Genomic DNA, 18,455 nt, shown 5'->3' with positions numbered 1-18,455 from the left:
ACACCCCCTGGAGTGATCATGCGCTTGCGCGTATTCGCCGCACTCGCGGCACTCTCCCTCGGCGCGATGACCGGCTGCGGCGCCTCCGGCGGCACCTCCGCCGGCGCCTCCGCCTTGCGGATCATGGCTCCGGCCGCCCCCGGCGGCGGCTGGGACCAGACCTCTCGCGTGGCGGAGCAGGCGTTCAAGAGCGCCGACCCGAAGCGCAAGGTCGAGGTGTTCAACGTGCCCGGCGCCGGCGGCACCATCGGGCTGGCCCAGCTGGCCGGCGAGAAGGGCAACGGCAACCTGCTGATGACCATGGGCCTGGTCATGGTGGGCGCCATCGAGCAGAACAAGTCCAAGGTCACGCTCTCCGAGACCACGCCCATCGCCAAGCTGACCGAGGAGTACGAGCTGGTCGTGGTGCCGGCCGCGTCCCCGTTCAAGTCGCTGGCCGATCTGGTGGCGGCCTGGAAGGCCGACCCGGCGAAGGTGTCCATCTCGGGCGGCTCGGCCGGCGGCACCGACCACATCGTGGCCGGCCTGATGGCCAAGGCCGCGGGCGTGGACCCCAAGCAGGTCAACTACATCGCCCACTCCGGCGGCGGCGAGGCCCTGAACGAGCTGCTCGGCAACAAGGTCAGCGCGGGCATCTCGGGCGTGGCCGAGTTCGCTGAGCACGTGAAGTCCGGCAAGCTGCGCGCCCTGGGCGTCACCTCGGGCGAGCGGCTGCCCGACCTGGACGCGCCCACGCTGAAGGAGGGCGGCCTGGACGTGGAGCTGGCCAACTGGCGCGGCTTCGTCGCCCCCGCCGGGCTGTCCGAGGCCGACAAGAAGGCCCTGACCGACCTGGTCACCAAGATGCACGACGCGCAGCCGTGGAAGGACGCGGTGGCCAAGAACGGCTGGATCGACTCCTTCCAGACCGGGCAGCAGTTCACCGACTACCTGGCGTCCGAGCAGACCCGGGTGAAGGCGATCATCGCCGAGATGGGGCTCGTTTCCTGATGACCCGCTGGTGGCGGCCCGAGCTCGGGCTGGCGATCGTCGTACTGGTGCTGGGCGTGCTCGTCGTGGTGGGCACGCTCGACGTCTCCGCGGCGGCCTCCCAGCTCGGCATCGGGCCGAGGTTCTTCCCCATGCTGGTGGGCGGCGCCATGGTGCTCATCGGCCTGTTCTACGTCGCCGACGTCCTGCGCGGCGGGCACGGCGACCCCGAGGAGAGCGAGGACGTGGACGTCGAGGCGCCCACGGACTGGCGCGGCGTCGGGCTGGTCAGCGGCATCTTCCTGGCCTTCGCCGCACTGCTGAACGTGCTCGGCTGGATCATCGGCGCGAGCCTGCTGTTCTTCGCCCTGTCGGTGGCGCTGGGCGCCGAGCACAAGTCCCGCGCGGCCGTGGTCGCGGTGGTCATGGGGGTGACGACGTACCTGCTGTTCGTCAAGGGGCTCGGCGTCACGCTGCCCGGCGGGCCGCTGGAGGGGGTGATCTGAGGTGACCTCGTTCCAGCTGCTGCTCGACGGCTTCGCCGCCGCGCTCACCCCCGTCAACCTCATGTACGCGCTCATCGGCGTCACCCTCGGCACCCTCGTCGGCGTGCTGCCCGGCATCGGGCCCGCGATGACGGTGGCGCTGCTGCTGCCGATCACCTTCACGGTGCCGCCGGCCAGCGCGTTCATCATGTTCGCCGGCATCTACTACGGCGGCATGTACGGCGGCTCGACCACCTCCATCCTGCTCAACACCCCCGGCGAGTCCGCGTCCATGATCACGGCGCTGGAGGGCAACAAGATGGCTCGGCGGGGCCGGGCCGCCCAGGCGCTGGCCACGGCCGCGATCGGCTCGTTCGTGGCCGGCACCATCGCCACGGCGCTGCTGGTCGTGGCGGCGCCCGCCGTGGTCGACTTCGCCATCTCCTTCGGTCCGGAGGACTACTTCGCCCTGGCCATCCTGGCCTTCACCGCCGTCTCGTCGGTGCTGTCGCGCTCGATCGTGCGCGGCCTGGCCTCGCTCGGCCTCGGCCTGGTGATCGGTCTGATCGGCATCGACCAGCAGACCGGGCAGGCCAGGCTCACGCTCGGCATCCCGCAACTGCTGGACGGCATCGACGTGGTGATCGTCGCCGTGGGCCTCTTCGCGCTCGGCGAGGCCCTCTACGTGGCCTCCCGGCTGCGGCACGCGCCTCCGGAGGTGGTGCCGGTCGGGCGGGCGTGGATGGGCCGTACCGACTGGCGCCGCTCCTGGTTCCCGTGGCTGCGCGGCACCGCCCTGGGCTTCCCGTTCGGCGCCCTGCCGGGCGGCGGGGCGGAGATCCCCACGTTCCTGTCGTACGCGGCCGAGAAGCGCCTGGCGCGCGGCACGGCCCGCGAGGAGTTCGGCAACGGGGCCATCGAGGGGGTGGCGGGTCCCGAGGCGGCCAACAACGCCTCGGCGGCCGGCACCCTCGTCCCGCTGCTCACTCTGGGCCTGCCCACGTCCGCGACGGCCGCGATCCTGCTGGCCGCCTTCCAGCAGTACGGCCTGCAGCCCGGCCCTCAGCTCTTCGACCACAACCCGGCGCTGGTCTGGGGCATGATCGCGTCGCTGTTCATCGGCAACACGATGCTGCTGGTGCTGAACCTGCCGCTGGCTCCGCTGTGGGCCAAGGTGCTGCGCGTGCCCCGGCCGTACCTGTACTCCGGGATCGTGCTCTTCGCCGCCCTCGGCGTCTACGCGCTGAACGGCACCGTGGTGGACCTGTTCGTGCTGTACCTGCTCGGCCTGCTCGGCTACGCCATGCGCCGCTTCGGCCTGCCCGTCGCCCCCGCGGTGATCGGCATGATCCTGGGGCCGATGGCGGAGATCCAGCTACGCCGGGCGCTGGCGATCGGGGCAGGGGACGTGAGCGTGCTCGTCGGCAGCCCGGTGGCGGTCGTGCTGCTGGTGCTGGCCGCCCTCGCCCTGCTCACCCCGCTGTTCAGAAAGCTAGCCGGCCGCCGCCGCCAGACCGCAGCCACGTCGGCCGGGGAGTAACGGACGCCTCCCCCGGCTGACCACCCGGCCCCGTCGATCCACCAGGACCGACGGGGCCGCCTGCTGCCGTACCGAAACGCCCGGAAATCCACCCCAGAACACCCGTGCGAGGACGGGTACCCCAACCCGGGCTCTACTCCTGGACGCCGAGCTTCTCCAGGATCAGCTGCCGGGCGCGGGCCGCGTCGGCCTTGCCCTTGCTCGCCCGCATCACGCCACCCACCAGCGCACCAGCGGCGGCGATCTTCCCGGACCGCACCTTCTCGGCCGCGTCGGCGTTGTCGGCCAGCACCTGGTCGATGATCGCCGACAGCTCGCCCTCGTCGTTGACGATCTTCAGCCCGCGGCTCTCGACCACCTCGTCCGGCGTGCCCTCACCGGCCATCACGCCTTCGAGGACCTCGCGCGCCAGCTTGTCGTTGAGCGCGCCTGAGGCCACCAGCTCGGTCACCCTGGCGATCTGCTCGGGGGTGATGGGCAGGTCGGACAGCGGCGTGCTGGTCTCGTTGGCCCGCCGCGCCAGCTCACCCATCCACCACTTGCGCGCGTCGGCCGCAGGCGCGCCGGCCGCGACCGTGGCCTCGACCAGCTCGATGGCGTCGGCGTTGTGCATCGCCTGCATGTCGAGGTCGGAAAGGCCCCACTCGGCCTGCAACCGCTTGCGCTTGACCGACGGCAGCTCGGGCAGCGCCGCCTTCAGCTCCGCCACCCAGGCGCGGTCGGGCGCGATCGGCACCAGGTCGGGCTCGGGGAAGTAGCGGTAGTCCTGCGCCTCCTCCTTGGACCGGCCGGACGTGGTGCCGCCGGTGTCCTCGTGGAAGTGGCGGGTCTCCTGAACGATCTTCCCGCCTCCGGCGAGCACGGCAGCCTGCCGCTCGATCTCACTCCTGACGGCCCGCTCGACGCTGCGCAGCGAGTTGACGTTCTTGGTCTCCGTACGGGTGCCCCACTCGGACGAGCCGCGCGGCATCAGCGAGACGTTGACGTCACACCGCAGCGACCCCTCCTCCATGCGCACGTCGGAGACGCCCAGCGAGCGCATGACCTCCCGCAGCTCGGTCACGTAGGCCTTGGCCACCTCGGGCGCCAGCCGGTCGGTGCCGGGGATGGGCTTGGTCACGATCTCGACCAGCGGGATGCCGGCCCGGTTGTAGTCGACGATCGAGTAGTCGGCCCCGTGGATACGACCCGTCGCGCCGCCCACGTGCGTGGACTTGCCGGTGTCCTCCTCCAGGTGCACCCGCTCGATCTCGATCCGCACGGTCTTGCCCTCGATCTCGACGTCGAGGTAGCCGTCGAAGCAGAGCGGCTCGTCGTACTGCGAGATCTGGTAGTTCTTCGGCATGTCCGGATAGAAGTAGTTCTTCCGGGCGAAGCGGCACCACTCGGCGATGGAGCAGTTGAGCGCCAGGCCGATGCGGATCGTCGACTCGATCGCGGCGGCGTTGGCCACCGGCAGCGCCCCGGGGAACGCCAGGCAGGTCGGGCAGACCTGCGTGTTGGGCGGGGCGCCGAAGGTCGTCTTGCAGCCGCAGAACATCTTCGACTTGGTGCCCAGCTCGACATGCGTCTCCAGGCCGAGCACCGGCTCGAACCGGTCGAGCGCTTCGTCGTACGGCATGAGCGTACCGGCAGTCATGGTGAGGTCCTTAGTTCAGATCGTTGCGTTTCAAGCTATCGCTTCGGCGCTCAGAGAAAGCCATGGTTCCTCAGCGCCTTGGAGGTGGCGTCCACCCATGCGGCATACGCCACGAACCTGCCGCGGGGAGACGAAGGTGCCCGGCTCGCCTTCCTGGCGTACCGGCTTGGCCACGGTGACGCGGGAACGGGGGTTGCCGCCGCCCGTCCGCCAGACCGAGTCGAGGAAGACCAGCGCGTCGGGTGCGGTCCGGTAAAGGCTCGACACCGCGACGGGCGAGTGGGTCGTCAGGATGACCTGCCGCCACAACCTCCCTGATCGTCCGACCCGCTGCGAGATCCTTTCGAGCAGCTGCCCGAGCCTGCTGGGGTGCAGGCCGTTCTCGATCTCCTCCACCATGAGCAGGCCGGCGGAGGACTCGTCGTATAGCGCCGCCAGCAGGGCGAGCACCCGGAGCGTGCCGTCGGAGGCCAGCCGGCCCGGCATGGGCTCGTGATCGACGAGGATGTCGAACGACCACTCCTGCTCACGCTCGTCCAGCATCGGGCGCACACCTGTGGCGTCCGGCACCAGAGCGGACAGATCCACCATCAGATCGTCCAGCTCACCTGTGACTTCCATCCGGCCCAGCACGGCCGCCAGGTTGCCGGCGTCCTCGGTGAGCGGCCGCTGGTTGAACGCCGTGACCGGCCGCCGCATGGCCTGCGGATCCGGGACGTGGAAGTGCCAGGACGCCACCTCGTACGGCCACACCTTCTGGCGTGCCCCCTCGGGCGTCACTTCGAGGGACCAGTCGCCCGATTCGCGACGGGCTTCCATGACGGCGCGTACGTCCTCGCTCCGGCTCTCGACGCTCACCTCAGCCTCCACCCGGACGGCGAACCGCGACACCGGAGGGCGCCCCGCCGGCTGGTGGAAGTGCTCCTGCGGCTTGCCCCGCCGCGCGTCGAGCAGCGGGTCCTCACCGCCGCGCGTGTGCGGCAGTCCTGCGCCGATCGCCGCGCGAGCGAAGGCCAGGGCGTCCAGCAGGTTGGACTTTCCGCTCGAATCGGGCCCGACCAGGGCGAGGAACGGCGGCACGTCGAGGGTGAAGTCCAGGAAGGACTTGAAGCCGTCGATCTCGATGCGCGTGAGCATGCCGCCGTCCCCCTCTCGTCCTACAGTTCCGGCGCCCTGGACAGCAGGCCGCCGCCCCAGTGGCTTTCCAGGGCCTGCTCCACGGCGGCGCCGACGCGGTAGCAGCGGTCGTCGCCCAGGACCGGGGCCATGATCTGCAGGCCCACCGGCAGGCCGTCCTCGTCGGCCAGGCCGCACGGGACCGACATGGCCGCGTTGCCCGACAGGTTGGACGGGATGGTGCACAGGTCGGCGAGGTACATCGCCATCGGGTCGTCGGTGCGCTCGCCGATCGGGAAGGCCGTGGTGGGCGTGGTCGGCGAGACCAGGACGTCGACCTGCTGGTAGGCGGCCTCGAACTCGCGCGAGATGACCGTGCGCACCTTCTGGGCCTGGCCGTAGTAGGCGTCGTAGTAGCCGCTGGACAGCGCGTACGTGCCGAGCATGATGCGCCGCTTGACCTCGGGGCCGAAGCCGGCGGCCCTGGTCAGCGCCATGACCTCCTCGGCGCTGCGGGTGCCGTCGTCGCCCACGCGCAGGCCGTAACGCATGGCGTCGAAGCGGGCCAGGTTGGACGAGCACTCCGAGGGCGCGATCAGGTAGTACGCCGGCAGCGCGGTCGTGAACGACGGGCAGGAGACCTCGACGACCTTGGCCCCGAGCGACTCCAGGAGGTGCACGGCCTCGTTGTAGCGGGCCAGGACGCCGGGCTGGAAGCCCTCGCCGGCGAACTCCTTGACGACGCCGATCCGCATGCCGGAGACGTCGGGGTTTCTGGCGGCCTCGACCACCGAGGGCACCGGGGCGTCGACCGAGGTGGAGTCCATCGGGTCGTAGCCGGAGAACGCCTCGTGCAGCAGCGCCGCGTCGAGCACGTTGCGGGCGAACGGGCCCGGCGTGTCGAGCGAGCTGGCGAAGGCGATCAGGCCGTAGCGGGAGGAGCCGCCGTAGGTCGGCTTCATGCCCACGATGCCGGTCACCGAGGCGGGCTGCCTGATGGAGCCGCCGGTGTCGGTGCCGGTGGACAGCGGCGCCTCGTAGGCGGCCACGGCGGCGCTCGACCCGCCGGACGAGCCGCCGGGCACCTTGCTCAGGTCCCACGGGTTGTGGGTCACCTGGTAGGCGGAGTTTTCCGTGGAGGAGCCCATGGCGAACTCGTCGAGGTTGGTCTTGCCCAGGATGACCAGGCCGGCCTCGCGCAGGCGCGCGGTGACGGTCGCGTCATAAGGGGGCCGCCAGCCTTCGAGGATCTTGGAAGCGGCCGTCGTCGGCATGTCGCGCGTGGTGAAGATGTCCTTGTGCGCGATCGGCACCCCGGCCAGCGGGCCGAGCTTCTCGCCGGCCCTGAGCCTGGTGTCGACGGCGCGCGCCTGCTCGATCGTCGTCTCACGATCGACGTGCAGGAACGCCTTGACCTTCGGCTCGACCTCGGCCATCCGGTCGAGGTGGGCCTCGGCCACCTCGACGGCCGACACCTCGCCCGCGGCGATCAGCGAGCCCAGCTCGGCGGCGGTCTTACGGATCAGACTCATGCCTCCTCCCCGAGGATGCGCGGCACACGGAAGCGGTCGTCCTCGACGGCAGGGGCGCCGGAGAGCGCCTGGTCGGGCGTCAGGGACTGTCGCACCTCGTCGGCACGGAAGACATTGGTCAGCGGAAGCGCGTGCGACGAAGGCGGCACGTCGTCGGCGGCGACCTCGGACACCTTGGCGACCGACTCGATGATCTGGTCGAGTTGGGTGGCGTAGTGGTCGAGCTCGTCGTCGGTGAGCGCCAGCCTGGACAACCGGGCCAGGTGTGCGACCTCGTCGCGGGTTATGGCGGACATGAGTCGTTGAACCCGTTTCGTGGATGGAGTCTGTGGACACTGCCATCCTAGGGGGCTTGACGTATTGAGCCCGAACGGTTAACTCGACGGCAACACGCGGCGTCGCACGAGGCAACGCGTCCGGCGGTCGCGCCGGAGTGGCGCGTCAAGCGGATCAGGCGCGTCCAGCACGTCCGGCACGTCCGGCACGTCCGGCACGTCCGGCACGTCCGGCACGTCCGGCGTGTCAGGCTTGTCAGGCTTGTCAGGCTTGTCAGGCTTGTCAGGCGGAGCTGCTTACCTCGGGCTGGTAGCCGTACTCCACCGACGGGTCCGCCTGCTCGCGCAGCCAGGCGGTGGCCTCGGCGGCCGGCAGGGGGCGGCAGAACAGCCAGCCCTGGCCGACGTCGCAGCCCATCTCCGCCAGCCGGATCGCCACCTCGTCCGACTCCACGCCCTCCGCGACGGACCTCAGCCCGAGCGAGCGGACCAGGTCGACGATGGAGCGGACGATCCGGTAGTCGTCCTCCGACTCGGCGATCCTGCGGACGAAGGAGGAGTCGATCTTGACCTCCGACACGGCCAGCCGCTGCAGGCGGATCAGCGAGGAGTAGCCGGTGCCGAAGTCGTCGATGGCCAGCGGGACGCCGAGGGTGGCCAGTGCCTTGATGGTCTCCTGGGTGTAGGCCTGGTCGCCGGTCAGGATGCGCTCGGTGACCTCCAGCTGGACGGCCGCGGGCGGCAGCCCGTAACGGGCCAGCCCGACCTCCAGCTGATCGGGCAGGGCCGAGGCGAGCAGGTCGCGGGCGGAGATGTTGACCGAGATCTGCACCCGCAGCCCGCTGTGCCACCAGGCCGCGGCCTGCTTGAGGGCCTCCTCGATCACGTACGCGGTGAGCTGCCGCATCAGGTACGACTGCTCGGCCAGCGGCACGAACTCCGACGGCCCGATCGGCCCGTGTACCGGATGCCGCCAGCGCACCAGCGCCTCCACGCCCTGGACGTCCCCGGAACGCAGCCCGACCTTGGGCTGATAGTGCAGGCGCAGCTCGCCGTTGTCGATGGCGCGGCGCAGGTCGCCGAGGAGCGTGAGGCGTTCGGGGGAATTGCGGTCTTTGTCGGCCTGGTAGAGCTCGACGCCGGTGCGTCCCTCCTTGGCCAGGTACATGGCCACGTCGGCACGCTGGAGCAGCAGCTCGAAGTCGGGCGCGTGGTCGGGGTAGAGGGCGATCCCGACGGAGCCGTCGAGGTCGAAGGTCATGCCCTCCAGGCGCACCGGCTCGGTCAGCGCCGCCCGCAGCCGGGCCGCCACCTCCCTGGCGGCGTGGGCGTCCCTGATCGAGGGCAGCAGCACGGCGAACTCGTCGCCGCCCAGCCGGGCCACGACATCACCGGGACGCACGGAGTGGGTCAGCCGATGGGCGACCATCTGCAGCAGCCGGTCGCCCACGGGATGGCCCATCGTGTCGTTGACCTCCTTGAACCGGTCGAGGTCGAGCAGGAACAGGCCGACCCGCTCGTCCTGGCGCACCTCGGCCAGCGCCTCCTCGGTGCTGACGATGAGCATCTTGCGGTTGGGCAGGCCGGTCAGCTCGTCGTGCAGGGCCTGGTGGTCACGGCGCATGGACAGCGTGGCGGTGAAGTAGACGGCGGCCAAGGGGGCGACGAACAGGGGCACAAGGCCGGGCGAGTGGTTCATCACCACGACGACGAGGGGCGCGAGGCCCAGCAGCCCGGCGTACACGAGGCTCTGGGGGCCGGCGGTTGCCCGCAGCACGCGCGTGATCGACCGCCGCTCGTGCAGCGCGACCGCGCCGGAGACGAGGGCGGCCCTGGTGACGAAGTACGCCACCCCGGCCAGCCCGATCGGCAGCAGGTCACCGCCGCCCGGCACCCACGGCCTGGCCGGGCTCGGCATGATCCCGAACGTGCCCAGCACCACGGCGGCGGCGGTCAGTGCGAGCGTGGATTGAGCGATGTTGAACATGACCCGATGCCACGACCTGCGGGTCACGACGCCGTTGATGGTCACCGCGACGGCCTGCATCAGCACCGCCACCGGCAGCCCGAAGTGCAGCAGCACGGCGAAGGTGAACATGGTGGACGGGTACGTGCCGCCCACGGTGGTCGCGGACGACACCATCACGGGCCGCAGCTCGCCCAATATCACCAGCACCGCGAGCACCCAGAACAGCGGTCCGCGTGCCAGCTCGGCCAGGCCGGCGGGGTCGAGCCTGAGCATGGCCACCAGCAGGGCGGTGAAGCCGATCACGGTGATGCCCGCGAGGAACCCCCACAGCGGCGTGCCGACGCGTGGTCCGGTGTCGCGGGTGTCGGTTGGGTCAGTCATCGGTAACAGAACCCCCATTAGGTCACTATGGGAGGGTACGACCTTCACCCCACTTCGCGAAACCAAGCGGGTACGTTCCGTAGTGTCTCTTATCCGACATATACCCAAAAAGCACCCTCAGTAGCAAGCCGTGCACGCTACGACCCGGTAACCCCCGGAAACACCGATGGGGCCCGCCCACGTACGGACGAGCCCCTCCGGCCGAAAGGGAGCGCTGGAGCTCCTACGCGCTGGAATTCCTAGGGCTCCGGTGTGACCGCCACCTCCGCCGCAGCCTCCGGCCCCTCGTTGAGCAGGACCTCGAAGCCGGCCCCGTCGAGGATCGGCACCCCCAGACTGACCGCCTTGTCGTACTTCGACCCCGCGTTCTCACCCGCCACCAGGAACGACGTCTTCTTCGACACCGACCCCGACACCTTGCCACCCCTGCTGGTGATCGCGTCGGCCGCCGTGTCGCGCGTGTAGCCCTCCAGGGTGCCGGTCACCACGAACGTCATCCCCTCAAGGGTCTGCGGCCCCTTCTCGGGAGCAGGCTCGTCCTCCATCCGGACCCCCGCGGCCCGCCACCGCTCGATGATCTCGCGGTGCCAGTCGACCTCGAACCACTCCTTGATCGTGGCCGCCACCCTGGGCCCGATGCCCTCGACCGCGGACAGCTCCTCCTCGGAGGCGTTCATGATGGCGTCGATCGAGCGCATGGCGTCGGCCAGGGCGCGGGCCGTGGGCGGGCCGACGTGGCGGATCGACAGCGCCACGAGGACCTGCGCGAGCGGAACCTGCTTGGCCCGCTCCAGCTCCTCCATCAGCCGCAGGGCGTTCTGGCTGGCCTCGCCGTTGACGTTGGAGAAGAAGGTGACGACCTTCTCCTCGCCGGTCTTCGGGTCGATCTTGGGCAGGCCGGTCTCCTGGTCGCGGACCACCGACTTGATCGGGATGAGCTGCTCCAGCGTCAGATCGAACAGGTCGGCCTCGGTGCGCACCACCGGCTGCTGCGGCGGCAGCGGCTGGGTGAGCGCCGTGGCCGCGACGTAGCCGAGCCCGTCGATGTCGAGCGCCCGCCGCCCGGCCGCGAAGAAGACGCGCTCACGGATCTGTGCCGGGCAACCGCGCGCGTTGGGGCAGCGCAGATCGGCGTCGCCCTCCTTCTCGTACGCCAGCTCCGTGCCGCACTCGGGACAGTGGGTGGGCATGACGAACTCCCGCTCGGACCCGTCGCGCAGCGCGGTGACCGGCCCGACGATCTCGGGGATGACGTCGCCCGCCTTGCGCAGCACCACCGTGTCGCCGATGAGCACGCCCTTCTTCACCACGATGGCCGCGTTGTGCAGCGTGGCCCGCTCGACGGTCGAGCCCGCCACCACGACCGGCTCCATCACCCCGAACGGCGTGACCCGCCCCGTGCGCCCCACGCCCACCTGGATGTCGAGCAGCTTGGTGTTGACCTCTTCCGGCGGATACTTGTACGCGATGGCCCAGCGCGGCGCCCGCGAGGTCGAGCCCAGCTCCCGCTGCGTGCGGAAGTCGTCGACCTTCACCACGACCCCGTCGATCTCGTAAGGGGGGTCGTGCCGGTGCACCCGGTAGTGCTCGATGAACGCGTTGACCTCGTCGAGCCCCGCCACCACCTTGGTCAGGTCGCTGACCGGCAGCCCGAACTCGCGCAGCCGCTCGTAGACCTCCGACTGCGCCTTCGGCTCGGCCGCGCCCTCCCAGACGCCGATGCCGTGCACTAGCATGCGCAGCGGCCGCTGCGCCGTGACGCGCGGGTCCTTCTGCCGCAGCGTGCCCGCCGCCGAGTTGCGCGGATTCGCGAACGGGGGTTTGCCCTGCTCGACCAGTTGCTCGTTGAGCCGGGCGAAGCCCTCGACCGGGATGTAGACCTCGCCGCGCACCTCGACCAGGCTCGGGACGTCGTCGCCCTTGAGCCGGTGCGGGATGCCCTTGATCGTGCGTACGTTGGCGGTCACGTCGTCGCCGGTGCGCCCGTCGCCGCGGGTCGCGCCGCGCTCCAACCTGCCGTCGCGGTAGACCAGCGCGATGGCCAGCCCGTCGATCTTCAGCTCGCACAGGTACGGCCCAGGATCGCCCTCGGCCAGCCGATCGGCCCGCGCCATCCAGGCCGCCATGTCCTCGGCGTTGAAGGCGTTGTCGAGGCTCTCCATCCGGTTGAGGTGCTGAACCTTGGCGAAATCGCCCGAGACCGGCGCGCCCACCTTCTGCGTGGGCGAGTCGGGCGTCTGCAGCGCCGGATGCGCCTCCTCCAGCGCCAGCAGCTCCCTGAACCAGGCGTCGAACTGGGCGTCGCTGACCGTGGGCTGGTCGAGCACGTAGTAGCGCCAGCGCGCGTCCTCGACCAGCTCGCTCAGCTCGGCGTGCCGCTTGAGCGCGGTCACCGGCACGCCTCCGACCTCCGCACTAGACTCGCTCACGCAGCTCTCCTCCCGTACGTCAACCTGTGCAAACGCTACCGCCGGGCACCGGCGGGAGCACGCCTCAGCCGGTCCCCAGTCCGGCCCTGTGCGTCTCAGCCCGTCTCCATTCCGTTCGCGGGGTCGTCCCTGAGCACCTGAGCCGCCTTCCTGCACGCCGCCAGCGCCGCCCGCGCGTACGCAGGCGACGCCCCCGCCAGCCCGCACGCCGGCGTCAGCACGACCTGCTCGGCCAGCCGGTCGGGCGCGAACCCGAGCCGCCGCCACAACCCCACTGCGGGCCTGGCCACCACCCCGGCGTCGGCCAGCCGCGTGTCCCTGCCCGGCACGACCCCCATCAGCAGCGTCATCCCGGCCTCGAACAGCTCCCCCAGCGCCTCATCGTCCCTGCGCCGCAGCAGCGCGCCGTCCACGGACACCCCGCGTACGCCCGCCCTGCGCAGCAGGTCGAAGGGCACCCCGGGTGCGCAGCAGTGCACCACCGGCTCGGGGAACAGCCGCAGCGACTCCTCCACCCGCCACTCCTCGACCGCCGCCAGCCGCCCGAACCCGGACGCGGTCGGCACGGTGCCGGCCAGCACCCCCGGCAGCCCCGGCTCGTCGAGCTGCAGCACGATCTCCGTCACGCCGGGCACCCTCCGCCGCACCTCGGCGCAGTGGTCGGCCACCCCCTGCGCCAGCGAGGCGGTCAGATCCCGCACGGCACCCGCGTCGGAGAGCATCTTGTCGCCGAACTTCAGCTCGATCGACCCCGCCAGCGTCCACGGCCCGCACACCTGCAGCTTGAGCGGCCCCGCGTAGTCGTGCGCGACCTCCTCCAGCCCGTCGAGGTCGCGCCGCAGATGATCGACGGCCCGCCGATGGTCGCGGCCCGGCCGGTCGCTCAGCCGCCACCCCGACGGCTGCACCTCGACGGGCAGCTCGACCAGCAGCCCCGCCGTGCGCCCCACCATGTCGGCCCCGACACCTCTGGCCGGCAGCTCGGGCAGATACGGCAGACCGGGCACCTCTCCGAAAACGATCCTGGCCGCTTCGAGATGATCCTCACCCGGATGCGAGCCCAACCCGGTGGCTTCCCACGTAGACATGGGCACAAGCGTAGGCTCTGCGGAATGGAGCTCACGAAATTCGATCACGCATGCGTACGCTTGGAGAAGAACGGCAAGGTCCTGGTCATCGACCCGGGCGCGTTCGCGCAGAGCGATGTGCTCGACGGCGCCGACGCGGTGCTCATCACGCACGAGCACTTCGACCACATGGACGCCGACAAGCTGAAGGCCGCCTCGTCCGAGCTTGAGATCTACACGTGCGAGGCCGTCGCGGCCCAGCTGGGCGAGGTGCCGGGCAAGGTTGAGGTGGTACGGCACGGTGACGGCTTCGAGACGGCCGGGTTCCGGGTGAAGGCGTTCGGCGAGCGGCACGCCGAGAACCACCCTGACATGGCGGTGGTGCAGAACATCGGCTTCCTGGTGGACGACGAGGTGTTCTACCCGGGTGACGCGCTGACCGTGCCGGACGCGGAGGTGCCGACGCTGCTGGTGCCGACCGGCGCCCCCTGGCTCAAGCTCATGGAGATGGTGGCCTACCTGCGCACGATCCGGCCGGCGCGGGCGTACTCGACCCACGACGCCCTCTACAGCGAGATCGGCCTGGGACTCGTGGACAACTGGCTGCGGATCGAGTCGGAGAAGCAGGGCGCCGACATCCGCCGCCTCGCCGTCGGCGAGTCGACGACCCTCGGCTAGGCCGACCGGCGCCGGCCTTCTCGCGCCGGTCTTCTCGACCAGGTCGGCGGACGGCCTTCGGCCGGCCGGCCGACCGGCCGGTGCTCAGGCGGCGGAGACGATGGTGGCCGAGCCGATCACGGTGGCCCCGGAGTAGAGGACGGCCGCCTGGCCTGCGGCGACACCCGTGGCCGGGCGGTCGATCTCGATCGTGAGCCCGCCCTCGCTCTCCTCGAACCGGCACGGATAGACCTCCCCGTGCGCACGCAGCTGCACCGTGAGGTCGTCTCGGGAGCCCTCATCGGGGCCGTTCCAGATCGGGCGGGCGCAGGTGATCGAGGTGACCTCAAGGGCCGAGCGCGGGCCGACCGTGACCGTGTTGGACACCGGCTCGATCGACAGCACGTAACGCGGCCTGCCGTCGGAGGCCGGCCGGTCGATGTGCAGGCCCTTACGCTGGCCCACTGTGAACCCGTGGGCGCCCTGGTGACTGCCCACGACCTCACCGCTCTGATCGACGATGGGCCCCTCGGCCGCGCCGAGCCGCTTGGTCAGGAAGCCGCGCGTGTCACCGTCGGCGATGAAGCAGATGTCGTGACTGTCGGGCTTGTCGGCGACGGTCAGGCCGCGCCTGGCGGCCTCTTCGCGTACCTCGGCCTTGGTCGAGTCGCCCAGCGGGAAGATCGCGTGGCCGAGCTGCTCGCGGGTGAGCACGCCGAGCACGTAGGACTGGTCCTTGCCCTGGTCGACGCTCCTGGACAGCACGCCGTCGACCAGCTTGGCGTGGTGGCCGGTGGCGACCGCGTCGAAGCCCAGGGCCAGCGCCCGGTCCAGCACCGCGGCGAACTTGATCTTCTCGTTGCAGCGCAGGCACGGGTTGGGCGTGCGGCCGGCGGCGTATTCGGCGACGAAGTCCTCGATCACGTCGCGCTGGAAACGTTCGGCCATGTCCCAGATGTAGAACGGGATGCCGATCACGTCGGCGGCGCGCCGGGCGTCGCGCGAGTCTTCGACCGTGCAGCAGCCCCTGGCTCCCGTGCGGTGGGATTGGGGGTTGGCGGACAGGGCAAGGTGGACACCAGTGACGTCGTGACCGGCCTCGGCGATCCGAGCGGCGGCCACGGCTGAGTCGACGCCGCCCGACATGGCGGCAAGCACACGCAGTCCCATGGTCGTTCCAGCGTACTGTCCGTTGAGGAGTGCGCGACCAGGCCCCCGGTCTGGAAGTATTCGACCATGCGACTGTTCGGGCGCAAGGACGCTGACGAAGAGGCGGGCGGGCCCGACGAGGCCATCGCCGGATTCTGGACGTGGTGGCAGGAGACCCGGCCGAATCTCGACTCGCTGGTGGCCGCCGGCGAGGCCGAGGGGCTGGAGGAGTGGCTGGCCCCGGCGGTCGCCGCGATCCATCCGGGCCTGGTCTGGGAGGTGGCGCCGGGCCGGGCGGCCGCGCACGCCCTGGTGGTGACCGCGGCGGGCGACGCCGAGCTGCGTTCGCTCGCGCACCGCTGGGCCAAGGCGGCGCCGCCGGCCGACCTGCTGTGGGAGTTCCATCCGTCGCGGCAGGCCAATCCGCAGGCGATGGAGCTGACCCTCGACGTGGGCGGCTTCGAGTTCGCGCTCGACAAACTCATGCTGGGCCTGCGCGTGCCGCGCGACCAGGCCAGGGTCGACGTCTCCGCTTACCATCCGATCTTCGGCGAGCTCGACGAGGACACCCGGCTGGAGGCCGTGCTGCTGGCCCTCGACTGGCTGCTCGGTGAGGACGACGTGGCCCGGTGGGTGGGCGAGATCACGGCGGCCACGTTCCAGCCGATCGACGCCGTGGCCGCCGTGCACCTGCCGGCCGTGGTCGCCGACGTGGCCTCGGGGCACTCCGAAGAGGAGTGGCTGCTGATGGAGGGCCAGACCGGGGGCGGCGCGCCGCTGGTCGCCACCGTCCGCCATCCGTTGCGGCCGGTGGACCATCCGCTGTTCGACCAGCACATCATGATCACGCTCCCGTACGCGCACCGCGACGAGAACGGCCTGCCCGTCGGCGACTCGCTGGCCGCGCTGCGCGACTTCGAGGAACGCCTGGCCGCCCGCCTGCTCAAGCTGCGCGACGACGCGGTGCTCGCGGCGCACCTGAGCGCGGAGGGGCACCGGATCATCCACGTCTACGCCGACCCGACCGGTGAGGCGGCGATCCACGCCAAGGAGCTGATCGTGGGCTGGGAGGAGGGCGAGCCGAGGGTGGACGTGTCGGCCGACCCCGCCTGGACCGCGGTCGTCCCCTTCCTGACCTGATCGCGCCTGGACCGCGGTCGGCCCTTTCCTGACCGGACCCGCCTGGACCCGCGGTCGGCCCTTTCCTGACCGGACCCGCCTGGACCCGCGGTCGTCCCCTCCTGACCTGGCCGCCGGCTGTCGGCGGACCGGCGCGTCGGCACGGCCCTCCGGCCGGCGGCACGGCCGGCGAGGCCGGTGCGTTCGCCGGTCTCAGATCAGCTGAGGCCGGCCCGGCGGGCGCGTTCGACGGCCGCGGGGAGCACCTCGATCAGCCGGTCGACGTCGTCGGGCGTCGAGGTGTGCCCCAGCGTGAAGCGCAGCGAGCCGCGCGCCGCGGCGGCGTCGGCGCCCATGGCCAGCAGCACGTGGGACGGCTGCGCCACGCCCGCCGAGCAGGCCGAGCCGGTCGAGCACTCCACGCCCTTGGCGTCGAGCAGCATGAGCAGCGCGTCACCCTCGCAGCCGGGGAAGGAGAAGTGGGCGTTGCCGGGCAGCCGGTCGCCGGGGTCGCCGTTGAGCACCACGTCGGGCACGGCCTCGCGGACGCGCTGGATGAGCTCGTCGCGCAGCGCCGACAGCCGCGCGTGCAGGGCCTCCTGCTCGCGTACGGCGGTGCTGACGGCGGCGGCCAGGCCCGCGATGGCGGGCGCGTCGAGCGTGCCGGAGCGCACGTCGCGTTCCTGCCCCCCGCCGTGCTGCACGGACACCGGCGTCAGCCCTCTGGCCAGCAGCAGCGCACCGGCTCCCATGGGGCCGCCGACCTTGTGGCCGGTCAGCGTGAGCGCGTCGGCCCCCGAGCCGGAGAAGGACACGGGCAACTGCCCGAGCGCCTGCACCGCGTCTGTGTGGAACGGGATGCCGTGGTCGTGGGCGATGGCGGCCAGCACGTGGATCGGCTGGACGGTGCCGACCTCGTTGTTGGCCCACATGATGCTGATCATGGCCACGTCGTCCGGGTCGCGCTCGATGGCGGCGCGCAGCGTCTCGGGGTGGACCCGGCCGAGCTCGTCCACCTCCAGCAGCTCCACCTCGGCGCCCTGGCTGTCGGCCAGCCACTGGGCCGGGTCGAGCGCCGCGTGGTGCTCGACGGAGCTGATCAGCACGCGCCTGCGCGGCCTGCGCGCCCAGTAGAGGCCCTTGATCGCCAGGTTGTCGGCCTCGGTGCCGCCCGAGGTGAACACGACCTCGCTGGGCCGGGCGCCGAGCGAGTCGGCGATCGTCTCGCGCGCCTCCTCGACCACCCTGCGCACCTGGCGGCCGGCGGCGTGCAGCGAGGAAGCATTTCCGACGCGTTTGAGTTGCTCCGTCATGGCCTCGATCGCTTCGGGCAGCATGGGGGTGGTCGCCGCATGATCAAGGTAGGCCGACGGTCTGGTCACGTGCTCAGGGTATCTCGTTTGCGACTGTACCGTCCGGACGGTACAGTTGAGGCATGCGAAGGGACGAGCTTTTGGACGCCGCGGAGGAGCTCCTCTGCGACCAGGGCTCGACCGCGCTCACCCTGGCCGCCGTGGCGGACCGGGCGGGCGTGAGCAAGGGCGGCCTGCTCTACCACTACGCCTCGAAAGAGGCGCTGATCAAAGGCATGGTCGAGCGGCTGATCGCCGATTTCGACGAGCTGCTGGCCGCCCAGCCGGGCGAGACCTACACCGAGCGCTACCTGGGCGCGACGCTGGCCGCCGTCAGATCCGGCCGCCTGCGACGCTGGGCGGTGGTGACCAGCGCCTCGGGCAACCTGTTCCTGCTCGCGCCGCTGCGCGAGGCGATGACCCGCTGGCATCGCGAGGGATTGAGCGAGGAGCCCGATCCGCTGGCCGCGCAGATCGTCCGGCTGGCGTGTGAGGGGCTCTGGGACGTGGCCAGTCACGATCCCGAGCTCAACACCGAAGCGGATCTCCAGGCCCTGGAGCGCCGGCTGAGAGCGCTCATCACGCCCGCCTGAAGCCCTGCCGAAGCCCGCGCCTCAAGCCCGTGCCTGAAGTCCCCGTCCCAGCCTGATCTGCCCGCCCGCGCCAACGGGGCTCGTCCTCACGAAACTCCGGCCTGACCATGGCCGCAGCGCCGCACCCCTTGGTGCGGCGCCTTTCGTGCGGCGAAGCCCTCGCGGTCCGGCACGCCCCTCCCC

At 71.1% G+C, this 18,455-nt stretch carries 15 protein-coding genes; 6 read left to right on the top strand and 9 right to left on the bottom strand.

The window, feature by feature from the left end:
• The first annotated feature begins 18 nt into the window (after window positions 1-18).
• From AB0C28_RS49455 to AB0C28_RS49445, 3 genes are read left to right on the top strand one after another with little or no spacing between them, the layout of a single operon-like run.
• Window positions 19-990 carry a tripartite tricarboxylate transporter substrate binding protein gene (locus tag AB0C28_RS49455; RefSeq protein WP_358083447.1) on the top strand — a complete coding sequence of 324 codons (972 nt, stop codon included), beginning with the start codon at window positions 19-21 and terminating at the stop codon, window positions 988-990.
• The gene (locus tag AB0C28_RS49450; protein WP_357848553.1) at window positions 990-1,475 is read left to right on the top strand and encodes a tripartite tricarboxylate transporter TctB family protein; all 486 of its coding nucleotides are present in this window, start codon (window positions 990-992) and stop codon (window positions 1,473-1,475) included. The genes AB0C28_RS49455 and AB0C28_RS49450 overlap by 1 nt, the downstream gene beginning before the upstream one ends.
• 1 nt (window position 1,476) lies before the next feature.
• On the top strand, window positions 1,477-2,994 hold the full coding sequence (locus tag AB0C28_RS49445) for a tripartite tricarboxylate transporter permease (RefSeq protein WP_358083444.1): 1,518 nt from the start codon (window positions 1,477-1,479) through the stop codon (window positions 2,992-2,994).
• A gap of 133 nt (window positions 2,995-3,127) precedes the next feature.
• Here AB0C28_RS49445 and gatB read toward each other — a convergent pair whose 3' ends face one another.
• From gatB to AB0C28_RS49410, 7 genes are all read right to left on the bottom strand, one after another.
• The gene (gatB, locus tag AB0C28_RS49440) at window positions 3,128-4,633 is read right to left on the bottom strand and encodes an Asp-tRNA(Asn)/Glu-tRNA(Gln) amidotransferase subunit GatB (RefSeq protein WP_357848557.1); all 1,506 of its coding nucleotides are present in this window, start codon (window positions 4,631-4,633) and stop codon (window positions 3,128-3,130) included.
• Between the two features lie 30 nt (window positions 4,634-4,663).
• Entirely contained in the window at window positions 4,664-5,770 is a 1,107-nt protein-coding gene (locus AB0C28_RS49435; protein ID WP_357848559.1) for an AAA family ATPase, read from the bottom strand.
• A gap of 20 nt (window positions 5,771-5,790) precedes the next feature.
• Window positions 5,791-7,281, bottom strand: coding sequence for an Asp-tRNA(Asn)/Glu-tRNA(Gln) amidotransferase subunit GatA (gene gatA, locus AB0C28_RS49430; RefSeq protein WP_357848561.1), 1,491 nt, complete (start codon window positions 7,279-7,281; stop codon window positions 5,791-5,793).
• Window positions 7,278-7,577, bottom strand: a complete 300-nt coding sequence (gene gatC / locus AB0C28_RS49425; RefSeq protein WP_106249377.1) for an Asp-tRNA(Asn)/Glu-tRNA(Gln) amidotransferase subunit GatC — start codon at window positions 7,575-7,577, stop codon at window positions 7,278-7,280. The genes gatA and gatC overlap by 4 nt, the downstream gene beginning before the upstream one ends.
• 262 nt (window positions 7,578-7,839) lie before the next feature.
• Complete coding sequence (locus AB0C28_RS49420) at window positions 7,840-9,906, bottom strand: EAL domain-containing protein (RefSeq protein ID WP_357848564.1); 2,067 nt, start codon at window positions 9,904-9,906, stop codon at window positions 7,840-7,842.
• A 239-nt stretch (window positions 9,907-10,145) separates the two neighbouring features.
• Window positions 10,146-12,335: an NAD-dependent DNA ligase LigA gene (gene ligA, locus AB0C28_RS49415; RefSeq protein WP_358083441.1), complete on the bottom strand. Its 2,190-nt coding sequence runs from the start codon at window positions 12,333-12,335 to the stop codon at window positions 10,146-10,148.
• A gap of 95 nt (window positions 12,336-12,430) precedes the next feature.
• Window positions 12,431-13,423 (bottom strand): methionine synthase, encoded by a 993-nt coding sequence (locus tag AB0C28_RS49410; RefSeq protein WP_358083439.1) that lies wholly within the window; start codon window positions 13,421-13,423, stop codon window positions 12,431-12,433.
• Between the two features lie 24 nt (window positions 13,424-13,447).
• Here AB0C28_RS49410 and AB0C28_RS49405 point away from each other — a divergent pair, with 24 nt between their 5' ends.
• A complete protein-coding gene (locus AB0C28_RS49405; protein ID WP_358083437.1) occupies window positions 13,448-14,080 on the top strand; it encodes an MBL fold metallo-hydrolase in 633 nt (210 codons plus the stop codon).
• A gap of 84 nt (window positions 14,081-14,164) precedes the next feature.
• Here the strand turns inward: AB0C28_RS49405 and mnmA are convergent, their stop codons facing one another.
• Window positions 14,165-15,229, bottom strand: a complete 1,065-nt coding sequence (mnmA, locus tag AB0C28_RS49400) for a tRNA 2-thiouridine(34) synthase MnmA (RefSeq protein ID WP_346112082.1) — start codon at window positions 15,227-15,229, stop codon at window positions 14,165-14,167.
• Window positions 15,230-15,295: 66 nt separating this feature from the next.
• Between mnmA and AB0C28_RS49395 the strand changes: the two genes are divergently transcribed.
• Window positions 15,296-16,348, top strand: coding sequence for a DUF695 domain-containing protein (locus AB0C28_RS49395; RefSeq protein WP_357848574.1), 1,053 nt, complete (start codon window positions 15,296-15,298; stop codon window positions 16,346-16,348).
• A gap of 197 nt (window positions 16,349-16,545) precedes the next feature.
• Here AB0C28_RS49395 and AB0C28_RS49390 read toward each other — a convergent pair whose 3' ends face one another.
• The gene (locus tag AB0C28_RS49390; RefSeq protein ID WP_357848576.1) at window positions 16,546-17,709 is read right to left on the bottom strand and encodes a cysteine desulfurase family protein; all 1,164 of its coding nucleotides are present in this window, start codon (window positions 17,707-17,709) and stop codon (window positions 16,546-16,548) included.
• A 53-nt stretch (window positions 17,710-17,762) separates the two neighbouring features.
• On the opposite strand from AB0C28_RS49390, the gene AB0C28_RS49385 reads away from it, so the two are divergent.
• Window positions 17,763-18,272 carry a TetR/AcrR family transcriptional regulator gene (locus AB0C28_RS49385; RefSeq protein WP_357848578.1) on the top strand — a complete coding sequence of 170 codons (510 nt, stop codon included), beginning with the start codon at window positions 17,763-17,765 and terminating at the stop codon, window positions 18,270-18,272.
• Window positions 18,273-18,455 lie beyond the last annotated feature (183 nt).

Source organism: Nonomuraea sp. NPDC048892 (genome assembly GCF_040649735.1).
GTDB lineage: Bacteria > Actinomycetota > Actinomycetes > Streptosporangiales > Streptosporangiaceae > Nonomuraea > Nonomuraea maheshkhaliensis.
This window is presented reverse-complemented; position numbering and strand designations above follow the sequence as displayed.